This is a genomic window from Arthrobacter vasquezii (assembly GCF_029455255.1).
Taxonomy (GTDB): Bacteria; Actinomycetota; Actinomycetes; order Actinomycetales; family Micrococcaceae; genus Arthrobacter_D; species Arthrobacter_D parietis.
This window is the reverse complement of the sequence record NZ_JAROKN010000082.1, coordinates 1-9289: the sequence shown is the minus strand read 5'-3', so window position 1 is coordinate 9289 and position 9289 is coordinate 1. Positions and strand designations below refer to the sequence as shown.

Here is a 9289-nt window from a genome sequence, read left to right as displayed (position 1 = left end):
TGGGGCTCGACGGCGGTACGCAGCTCGGTCAGCGACCGCAACTGCGCCACCCGGCCGGGTGAGGCTAGGCGCCAGCGGATCACCTGGGCATGGTGGTCATCATCCTGCTGGCCGGGCTGACCTCGCTTTCGGAGGAACCTGACGAGGCCGCTCGCATTGACGGTGCCAACGCCTGGCAGCGCTTCAAATTCATCACTGTTCCGCTCATGATGCCCACCATCATTGTGGCCATCCTCCTGCGCAGTATCGACGCACTGAAGACGTTCGACCTGCTGTACGCCACCAAGGGACGCGGCGGCGGGTCCTTCCACGAGGTCGAGACGCTCAACGTCTACGCCTACGGGCTCAGCTTCGACTACAACGACTACGGGTTGTCTTCCACCGTCCTCATCATCTTCTTCCTCATCATCATTGGTTGCATGTGGGTTCTGACCCGCCGCCGGAAGGACGTCCAGAAATGAGCAGCGTCGTAACCCCCAAGATGCTCCGCCCCGGCGCTGAAACGGCTGCCCGCCCGCCGCAGCAGCCACGCCGGAAGAAGCCATTCAAGAGCCGCGCATATAAGATCTTCCGCGTCGTCGCGCTGATCGTCATCGTGGTGTCCTTCCTCGCCCCGCTGGCATGGATGCTGCTCGCCTCGCTGAAGACCAACGTCGACATCTACGACGCCAGCAAGACGCTCATCTTCGAACCCACCACAGCGAACTACGAGACGGTGCTGGGCAGGAACAACTACCTGTCCTTCGTCTTCAACAGCTTCTGGGTGGCCTTCGCCTCCACCGCGCTGTCCTTGATCATCGGTGTCCCTGCGGCCTACTCGATGAGCCGGTTTGCGATGCGCCGCTCGGCCCTGGTGGTGCTCATGGCCCGCATCATTCCGGGCGTCAGCCTGCTGGTGCCCTGGTACTACGTCTTCTCCAACATGTCGATGGTGGGCGGGTACAGCGTCCTCATCCTCTCCCACATGTTCGTCGCGCTGCCGCTGATCGTCTACATCCTGATGTCCTACTACGACTCCATGCCGCTGGAACTGGAAGAAGCCGCACGTGTGGACGGACTGACCCATATCGGTGCGTTCCTGCGGGTCACCCTTCCGCTCTCGATGGCGGGAATCGCCACCGCGAGCATCCTGGCGTTCATCTTCTCCTGGAACAACTTCATGTTCGCCCTGGTGCTCTCCGGAGCTGACACCAAGACCCTGCCGGTGGCGATCTTCAACTTCGTGGCCTACGCAAGCATCGACTGGGGAGGCCTCATGGCGGCCTCCGTGGTGGTCACCATCCCCATCATGGTCATTGCCCTGTTCACCCAGAAGTACATCGTCTCCGGCCTCACCGCCGGTGCCACCAAGGGCTAGGCCATGGCGCAGCAACCAACCCCGCCGATTGTGGTCATGGGGGTGCAGGGCTCTGGTAAAAGTACGCTCGGGGCCCTCCTCGCAGCGCGGCTCGGCGCGCGCTTTGTCGACGGCGATGACCTCCACCCGGAGCAGAACAAGCAACTTATGGCTGCGGGAACTCCACTGACTGACGAGAACCGGCTGCCCTGGCTCCACGATGTCGGCGAGGAGCTGGCACGCGGCACGGAAGCCGGCGTCGTCGTCGCCTGTTCAGCACTGAAGCGGTCCTACCGCGACCTGCTGCGCGGGCACGCGCCGCACCTGTTCGTCCTGCATCCCTACGGAGCACGGGAACTGGTCGCGGCGCGGCTTACCGCCCGCGAGCACGAGTACATGCCGCCGTCGCTGCTGGACTCGCAGTACAACACCCTCGAACCCCTGTCCGACGGCGAACGCGGGTTGACCGTCGACCTCGCCCTTTCACCGGACGCAATTGTTGACCGCGTCTGCGCCCGCCTTACCGAAAGCACCGTCCATGCGCATTAGCAGAATCGAAACCTTTCTCGTCCCGCCGCGCTGGCTCTTTGTCCGGGTGGAAACCGATGACGGCATCGTGGGGTGGGGCGAGCCGGTGGTGGAGGGCCGCTCCGAGACGGTGCGCACCGCCGTCGAGCAGCTGTCCGAGCTGCTGATCGGGCAGGATCCACTGCGCATCGAGGACCTCTGGCAGGTCATGACCAAGGGCTCGTTCTACCGGGGAGGCGCGATCCTCGCCAGCGCGGTTGCCGGTCTCGACCAGGCGTTGTGGGATATCCACGGGAAGTCGCTCGGCGTTCCGGTGCACCAGCTACTCGGCGGGCATGTCCGTGACCGGATCCGGATGTATGGGTGGATCGGTGGGGATGAGCCCGCGGAAATCGCTGACGCCGTCGAAGCCCAGCTTTCCGTCGGCCTCACCGCGGTGAAGATGAACGCGAGCGGGCGGATGAAAGCGCTTGGCAGCGTGGCCGCGATAAACGAGGTGGTGGAGCGCGTTGCTGCCGCGCGTGAGGTGCTTGGTCCGCACCGCGACGTGGCCGTCGATTTCCATGGCCGGTTCACCCTTGCGGACACCCGCCGGATTGCACCGCTGCTGGAACCGTTGCACCCGTTCTTCCTTGAGGAACCCACGGTGCCGGAGAACTCACACCTGATTGGCGGGCTCACCCGCTCGACCACCATCCCGGTGGCCACCGGAGAACGGCTGTACAACCGGCAGGAGTTCCTCCCGGTGCTGCAGGCAGGCATCGCTGTTGCGCAACCGGACCTTTCCCACGCCGGTGGGATCACAGAGGTGCGGAAAATCGCCTCGCTCGCGGAGGTCTTCGATGTGCAGCTCGCCCCGCACTGTCCGCTTGGGCCGCTCGCGCTCGCGGCCTGCCTGCAGGTCGGCTTCGCGACGCCGAACTTCCTAATCCAGGAACAGAGCATCGGCATTCACTACAACCAGGGCGCCGAAGTGCTGGATTACGTGCTGGACAAGACGCCGCTGAAGTTCGTTGACGGGTACGTTGAGCGGCTGACTGCCCCGGGGCTCGGTATCGAGATTGATGAGTCGGCGGTCCGGATAGCGGACAAGACCGGCCACAACTGGCGCTCGCCGGTGTGGAGGCACGACGACGGCGCGTACGCCGAGTGGTGAGCGCGACTGCGCCGCTGGATTCCACTGGAATAAGGAGAAGACCATGACGAGCCTTCTGGACGGACTGAAGCGGGCGCGCCTCCTGGCGATTATTCGGGGGAGCGAGCGTACCGCTTCGGTGCGCACCGCCGTCGCACTCGTGGAGGAAGGCATCACGTACCTGGAGGTTTCGCTCAACACTCCGGAGGCGATCGAGGTCATCGCGGCGGTCCGTCGCGAAGTGGGCGATCGTGCGGCGGTGGGTGCCGGAACCGTGCTGACGGGGGAGGACGCGGCCCGCGTCGCGGACGCCGGCGGGCAGTTCCTCGTCACGCCTGCTGTCACCGCAGCCGTGGACTCCGGCGTGCTCCTCGGGTTGCCGGTCCTCGCCGGCGCTATGACTCCAACGGAAGCGTTCTCCGCAATGGACCGGGGCGCCACTGCCATCAAGCTGTTCCCCGCCTCCCTCGGCGGTCCGGCGTATCTCTCGGCGCTTCGCGATCCCTTCCCCAATATCCCGTTCATTCCAGTGGGCGGCGTGAGTGCAGAAGCGGCGGCGGAATACCTCGCTCGCGGCGCCGTCGCCGTGGGAGTCGGATCGCCGTTGATCGGCGACGCCGCCGGCGGCGGGGATCTGGACGCTCTTCGGCGGCGCGCACAGGAATTGCTGCGGCTCGGAGCCGGAGCAGCCGGATGAGCGGGGAACCGCTTCCGAAGGCCCAGGTCCTCACATTCGGCGAGACCATGGGGTCGATCCGCGCCGCAGGCCTGCTGCGGCACGGGGGAGCGATGTCCATGTCTCTCGGCGGAGCGGAATCGAACGTCGCCATCGGTCTGGCGCGCCTGGGCCACAGCGTGCGCTGGGTCGGCAGGCTCGGCAAGGACGAGGTCGGAAAGTTCGCCCTGCGCACCCTGTGCGCAGAGGGAGTGCTGACCGACGCCGTCGTTCATGATGCGCACCGGCCCACCGGACTGATGCTGCTCGAAAAGCGGATTGCCGATGTGTCCCGGGCTGCCTATTACCGCGCAGGTTCGGCCGGCTCTGCGCTCAGTTTTGAAGACCTCGCACCGGCCCTGGACGCAGAGCCGTCGATCCTCCATTTCACGGGCATCACCCCGGCGCTCTCCGCGAGTGCGTCAAAGGCAGCCGTGCAGGCTGCGGAAACCGCACGGGAACGGGGAATCACCGTCAGTTTTGACGTGAATTATCGTGCCAAGCTGTGGGACCGGGAGGATGCAGCGGATGCTCTAAGCGTGCTGGCCGGGCTCGCGGACATCGTCATCGCTTCCGAAGACGAGATCGATCTCCTGGGTAGCTCCTCCGCCCATGCGCCTGAGGCCGAGGTGGTGGACGGGTTGCACGCTCGCGGCGTTCGGGACGTCATCATCAAGCGCGGAGCTGAGGGAGCCACGGCCTACACAGCGGACGGAGCCTGCCACTGCGATGCGATCAAGGTTCCGGTAGTCGACACCGTCGGTGCGGGCGATGCGTTCACGGCCGGCTACCTCTCCGCAGTGCTCGACTGGGAAACCCTGGAAGAGCGACTGCACCGCGGTGTCACCCTCGGTGCCTTCGCCGTTGCTGCAACCGGCGACTGGGAAAACCTCCCGGCACGGAACGAACTTTCCCTGATCAGTTCCGCCGGAACCACCATCCGTTAGTTACTCCACCATCCGCTCCACAGCAGAAGGAATTATCCGTGAAGATCCGTAGCGCAGAAGTGATCGTCTCCAGCCCCGACCGCAATTTCGTCACGCTGAAGATCACCACCGAGGAGGGAATCACCGGCCTCGGCGACGCTACGCTCAATGGTCGCGAACTGGCCGTTTCGGCGTACCTCGAGCACCACGTGGTCCCGCTGCTGATCGGACGGGATGCGCACCGGATTGAGGACACCTGGCAGTTCCTCTACCGCGGTGCCTACTGGCGGCGGGGACCGGTGACCATGGCCGCTATTGCCGCCGTCGACGTCGCGCTCTGGGATATCAAGGCAAAAGCGGCCGGTATGCCGCTCTACCAGTTGCTGGGCGGTGCAAGCCGCACAGCCGTGCGCGCCTATGGCCACGCAAGCGGCCGCGACATCCCCGAGATTCTGGACTCCGTCCGCGAACACCTGGAACTGGGCTACAAATCCATCCGCATCCAGACCGCGGTGCCGGGCATCAACGCGGTCTACGGTGTGGCCGCCCAGCCCACAGCCGGCGGCGTCCGCTACGACTACGAGCCCGCGCAGAGGGCGGCGCTGCCCGCGGAGGAGGACTGGGATTCGAGGGCCTACCTGCGCCACATCCCCACCGTTTTCGAGGCCGTCCGCAACGAGTTCGGCCCCGAATTGCCGCTGCTCCACGACGGGCACCACCGGATGACGCCGATCCAGGCGGCCCGCCTCGGAAAGTCACTGGAACCGTATGACCTGTTCTGGCTCGAGGACTGCACCCCTGCCGAGAACCAGGACGCACTGCGTCTGGTGCGCCAGCACACCACCACGCCGCTGGCCATCGGCGAAGTGTTCAATACTGTGTGGGATTACCAGACGCTGATCCGCGAACAGCTGATCGACTACGTGCGTTCCGCAGTGACGCATACCGGCGGCATCAGCGCCATGAAGAAGATCCTCGACTACGCGGCGCAGTACCAGATCAAGTCCGGCATCCATGGGCCCACCGATATCTCACCTGTCGGTATGGCGGCCGCCTTGCACCTCGACCTTGCCATTCACAACTTCGGTATTCAGGAGTACATGCGGCACGGAGACCTGACCAACCAGGTGTTTGAGCAGTCCTTCAGCTTCGTGGACGGCTACCTACACCCGGGGGATAAGCCGGGCCTCGGCGTCGAACTGAACCTTGAGGCCGCGGCCGCCCACCCCTACGAACCCGCGTACCTGCCGTTCAACCGGTTGAAGGACGGCACGATCCACGACTGGTGATGCCGGCGCCCGGCGTCAGTCCATCTCCGCGTAGCGCTTCGCCTGGGGGAGTCCTTCGCGTACCTGGTCGGCGTTGAATTCCGGCCCGTACACCGGTGTATCCCGCTGGAACCGCCATCCTTCAGCGAGGGGACCGGCGTCGACCACATCGAACCCGAACTGGTCGATCAGCGACGCAACTGTCTGCTTGGCGTCGTCGTCATCTCCAGCAATAGGAAGCGCTCGGCGGCCCGGCGTGCCGGGCGCGGTCGCCTTGCTGGTCAGGTGATCGGCATAGATGTTGTTGAACGCCTTGACGATGTGCGCGTCCGGTAGGCGATCGGCAAGGAGTTCGCTGGTGGTGTTTGATTCGTCGTCGAGTTCCGGAATGTTCCCGTCCCGCTCCGGGTAGTAGTTGTTGGTGTCGATTACCGTCTTGCCCTTGAGCTGGACAGTCGGCACCGCATCGATCGCCTTGAGAGGAACGCTCACGACGACGACGTCCCCCGCTTCCGCTGCCTCCTCCGGCGTTGCCGCCCGGGCGCGGTCGCCCAGCTCGTCGATGAGGTCGATCAGCGTCTCCGGCCCCCGCGAGTTGCTCATCACAACGCCGTATCCGTTTTGGATGGCAAGACGGGCAAGTTGTGAGCCGATGTTGCCGCTACCGATGAAGCCGATGGTTGTCAGGTTATTTTCCATGGCGAGTACAACCGATCTGTGAGGCGAGTATTCCCTTAGCGGTCTTCCATGGACCTTCAGGAGGAACCCTGGGGAATGAGTTTCGCGTACACGACGTAGTTGTCATTGAACGTGCCGGTAGCGGGATCGTAGCCGTCACACGTGATGAGGCGGAGCTCAGGACCTTCGGTATTTCCGTAGACAGCCTGCGTTGGGAAAGCGTCCTTCGAATACTGCTCACCGCGTTCGACGGCGAATGTCGCCACGGTGCCGTCCTCGCGTGCAATCTCAATGGTGTCGCCCGGATTCAGCTGCTTGATCCAGGCGAAGACTCCGGGCCCGCCATCGCTGGCGTTCACGTGCCCGAGAAAGATTGACGGCCCGGTTTCGCCCGGTGTGGGAGAGTTCCGGTACCACGATGCGGGCGCCCCAGGATGGCCCGGAGGCACCTCGAGAGACCCGTTCGGTTGAAGCCCCAGGTGCAGCAGGCCCGACTTGACTCCGTGCGTGGGCATCGAGAGCGACACCGGCAACGAACGGCCGAATACCTGTGGAGTTGCATCAACGGGCGCTGGTGCAGGCGCGGGTGCTGCGGGTGATGCATTCTCCGCGGGCACACCCGATGCGGCGGGACTCGCCGGCGCCGGTTCAGTGAGCGCCTCCGAATTTGTGGGAGGAGGCCCGGGCGCGGTTGTCGGGCCTTCCGCCGGAAGGGACGACGGCGCCGCTACCGTGAAAGTTGGCTGGGCCCCGACGGCGTCGGACGGGTTCGGTGAAGCACAACCCGTGAGGAGCAGCAGTGGGACCGTTGCAGCAGCCAGGAGGCTCCCGCAACGGTCCCGGAATCGGCTAGTCATGTGGAGGAAAGTATCCGATCACTCGACGCTTTCGACGACTTGCTCCCTATGCCGCGCGACGACGGACCACGTACGTTCCACCCGCTGCCAAAGCGAGGACAAGTCCGCCGCCCAGCGCAAGAGCCGCGGTGTTATCGGTTTGCGTCACTTCGACACCGGTGGCTGCGCCGCCCATAGGCATTTGAGTGACCTGATTACCCATCGGAGGTGCGGGTGACGGAGTGGGCTGCATATGCTCTCCAAGCAACGCGGGGTTGTACGCAGGAGTTCCTGCTGCGTCGCAACCGGAGCCGTCACGGTCGGCATCCAGATGGAGAGCGTAGCCCGGTGTGCCTGCTGGAATGTTATATACGCCCAACGCCGCTGCAGCGTCGCAGTTCGGGAATGGTAGGTGTGCCGCCGCCGCCGGCGTCGCTGACAGCGCCACCAACCCTGCCGCTGCTGCAACTGCAAAACCTGCTGTTGTTTTCTTCATGATTTCCCCTCATGTTGATGCCGCGAGTGATGAGACGCGGGTCACACGAGACTAGACAGCCAGCTTATGAACCGTCAAGGTTATCCACATTTTTATCCAAGGACTGCACGAATTTGCTCGGCTGTGTTACCGGGTCCCCGATACGATGATTGGACCGTCACTCGTAGCTCAACCTTCACTCGTACTTTTGGGGCACTCTTGAATCTTCCGTCGCTACCTCCCGCCCAAAATCCTGACCGGATGCAGACTCGGACCAGGAGCAAGGCAAGGGCATCGACGCTCATTGTTGCGGGGTTTGGTCTGTTCCTTCTGGCTATCGGTCTGATCTCGGGCGGAATTGGGGGAGCTCTTGTCATGGCGGGTCTCCTCGCGCTCCTCACCGGGCTCTACACGGTGCTCACGGGGCGCAGCTCCTGGGCACGGCTCGCTGGCCGCAAGGCAGGATTCATCGTCGCGGCGGCAAGCGTTGTTGCGCTCCTGGTCGGCGGGTCCATCACGCCCTCCGCGGAGGATACGGTTCCCGCGGCCTTGGCCGAGCAAACCGAGACCGCCACTGTTGAACCGTCACAGACTGCGACGCCGGAGCCAACCAAATCTCCCACGCCGAAGCCCTCACCTACGCCGAGTCCCGATGTTGCGCCGATAGACGGGGACACCGTTGTCGACGCTCAAGGAGACCCGAATGCTCCCAGCGATCAGCCCCAATATGGCGTTAAGGCGCTCGCGCTGCTTGAGACGCTGCCGATCAAGGGGCGCGCACCGAAGACGGGTTATGACCGGGATGAGTTTGGTCAGGCCTGGCTCGATGTCGACCGCAACGGCTGCGACACCCGCAATGACATGCTGAACCGCGACCTTCGCGACATCGTGCACGCGAACTCCGTTCCCTGCAAAGTCCGTTCCGGAACCCTGGATGACCCCTACACGGCAACGACGATCCCCTTCCTCCGCGGGCAGGAGACCAGCATTGACGTGCAGATCGATCACATGGTTGCGCTCGCCGACGCGTGGCAGAAGGGCGCCCAGCAACTCACTTACGAACAACGGGTGGCCTTCGCCAACGACCCGCTGAACCTGCAGTCCACGGACGGCCCGACCAACGCACAGAAGGGTGCGGGTGACGCCGCAACCTGGCTTCCGCCGAACCGCGGATACCGCTGCGAATACGTCGCCCGGCAGATCTCCGTGAAGGCAACCTACAACCTGTGGGTCACGCAGGCCGAGCATGACGCAATGGCGCGGGTTCTGTCGGATTGCGCAGACACCATGGCGCCTACCAACGAGCTTTCGCCCACACCTACCCCTGAGCCGGAACCGGCTGTCGAGCAGGCGGTCCCAGCACCCGCGCCCGCGCCAGCACCCGCGCCCGCG

The 9289-nt window shown here is 64.4% G+C and carries 11 protein-coding genes and 1 pseudogene; 8 read left to right on the top strand and 4 right to left on the bottom strand.

Annotation, left to right across the window (positions count from 1 at the left end; translation table 11 throughout):
* Positions 1–86 (bottom strand): annotated as a pseudogene (locus P4U43_RS16785) (FadR family transcriptional regulator); the annotation flags it as partial.
* Between the two features lie 3 nt (positions 87–89).
* Between P4U43_RS16785 and P4U43_RS16780 the strand changes: the two are divergent.
* From P4U43_RS16780 to manD, 7 genes are read left to right on the top strand one after another with little or no spacing between them, the layout of a single operon-like run.
* A complete protein-coding gene (locus P4U43_RS16780; RefSeq protein WP_277359756.1) occupies positions 90–461 on the top strand; it encodes a carbohydrate ABC transporter permease in 372 nt (123 codons plus the stop codon).
* Entirely contained in the window at positions 458–1357 is a 900-nt protein-coding gene (locus P4U43_RS16775) for a carbohydrate ABC transporter permease (protein ID WP_277359755.1), read from the top strand. Before P4U43_RS16780 ends, P4U43_RS16775 begins: the two co-directional genes overlap by 4 nt.
* Before the next feature lie 3 nt (positions 1358–1360).
* On the top strand, positions 1361–1885 hold the full coding sequence (locus P4U43_RS16770) for a gluconokinase (protein ID WP_277359754.1): 525 nt from the start codon (positions 1361–1363) through the stop codon (positions 1883–1885).
* Positions 1875–3020 carry a galactonate dehydratase gene (gene dgoD, locus P4U43_RS16765; protein WP_277359753.1) on the top strand — a complete coding sequence of 382 codons (1146 nt, stop codon included), beginning with the start codon at positions 1875–1877 and terminating at the stop codon, positions 3018–3020. The genes P4U43_RS16770 and dgoD overlap by 11 nt, the downstream gene beginning before the upstream one ends.
* Before the next feature lie 43 nt (positions 3021–3063).
* Entirely contained in the window at positions 3064–3696 is a 633-nt protein-coding gene (locus tag P4U43_RS16760; protein WP_277359752.1) for a bifunctional 4-hydroxy-2-oxoglutarate aldolase/2-dehydro-3-deoxy-phosphogluconate aldolase, read from the top strand.
* Positions 3693–4661: a sugar kinase gene (locus P4U43_RS16755; RefSeq protein ID WP_277359751.1), complete on the top strand. Its 969-nt coding sequence runs from the start codon at positions 3693–3695 to the stop codon at positions 4659–4661. The genes P4U43_RS16760 and P4U43_RS16755 overlap by 4 nt, the downstream gene beginning before the upstream one ends.
* A 38-nt stretch (positions 4662–4699) precedes the next feature.
* Complete coding sequence (manD, locus tag P4U43_RS16750) at positions 4700–5929, top strand: D-mannonate dehydratase ManD (RefSeq protein WP_277359750.1); 1230 nt, start codon at positions 4700–4702, stop codon at positions 5927–5929.
* 15 nt (positions 5930–5944) lie between these two features.
* Here the strand turns inward: manD and P4U43_RS16745 are convergent, their stop codons facing one another.
* The 3 genes from P4U43_RS16745 to P4U43_RS16735 all read right to left on the bottom strand — a co-directional run bounded on the left by P4U43_RS16745 (position 5945) and on the right by P4U43_RS16735 (position 7918).
* Entirely contained in the window at positions 5945–6595 is a 651-nt protein-coding gene (locus tag P4U43_RS16745; protein WP_404800767.1) for an NADPH-dependent F420 reductase, read from the bottom strand.
* Between the two features lie 68 nt (positions 6596–6663).
* Positions 6664–7443 carry a class F sortase gene (locus P4U43_RS16740; protein ID WP_277359748.1) on the bottom strand — a complete coding sequence of 260 codons (780 nt, stop codon included), beginning with the start codon at positions 7441–7443 and terminating at the stop codon, positions 6664–6666.
* A 46-nt stretch (positions 7444–7489) separates the two neighbouring features.
* Positions 7490–7918 carry an excalibur calcium-binding domain-containing protein gene (locus P4U43_RS16735; RefSeq protein ID WP_277359747.1) on the bottom strand — a complete coding sequence of 143 codons (429 nt, stop codon included), beginning with the start codon at positions 7916–7918 and terminating at the stop codon, positions 7490–7492.
* 240 nt (positions 7919–8158) lie between these two features.
* On the opposite strand from P4U43_RS16735, the gene P4U43_RS16730 reads away from it, so the two are divergent.
* The coding region (locus P4U43_RS16730) for an HNH endonuclease family protein (RefSeq protein WP_277359746.1) at positions 8159–9289 on the top strand (1131 nt) is incomplete at its 3' end.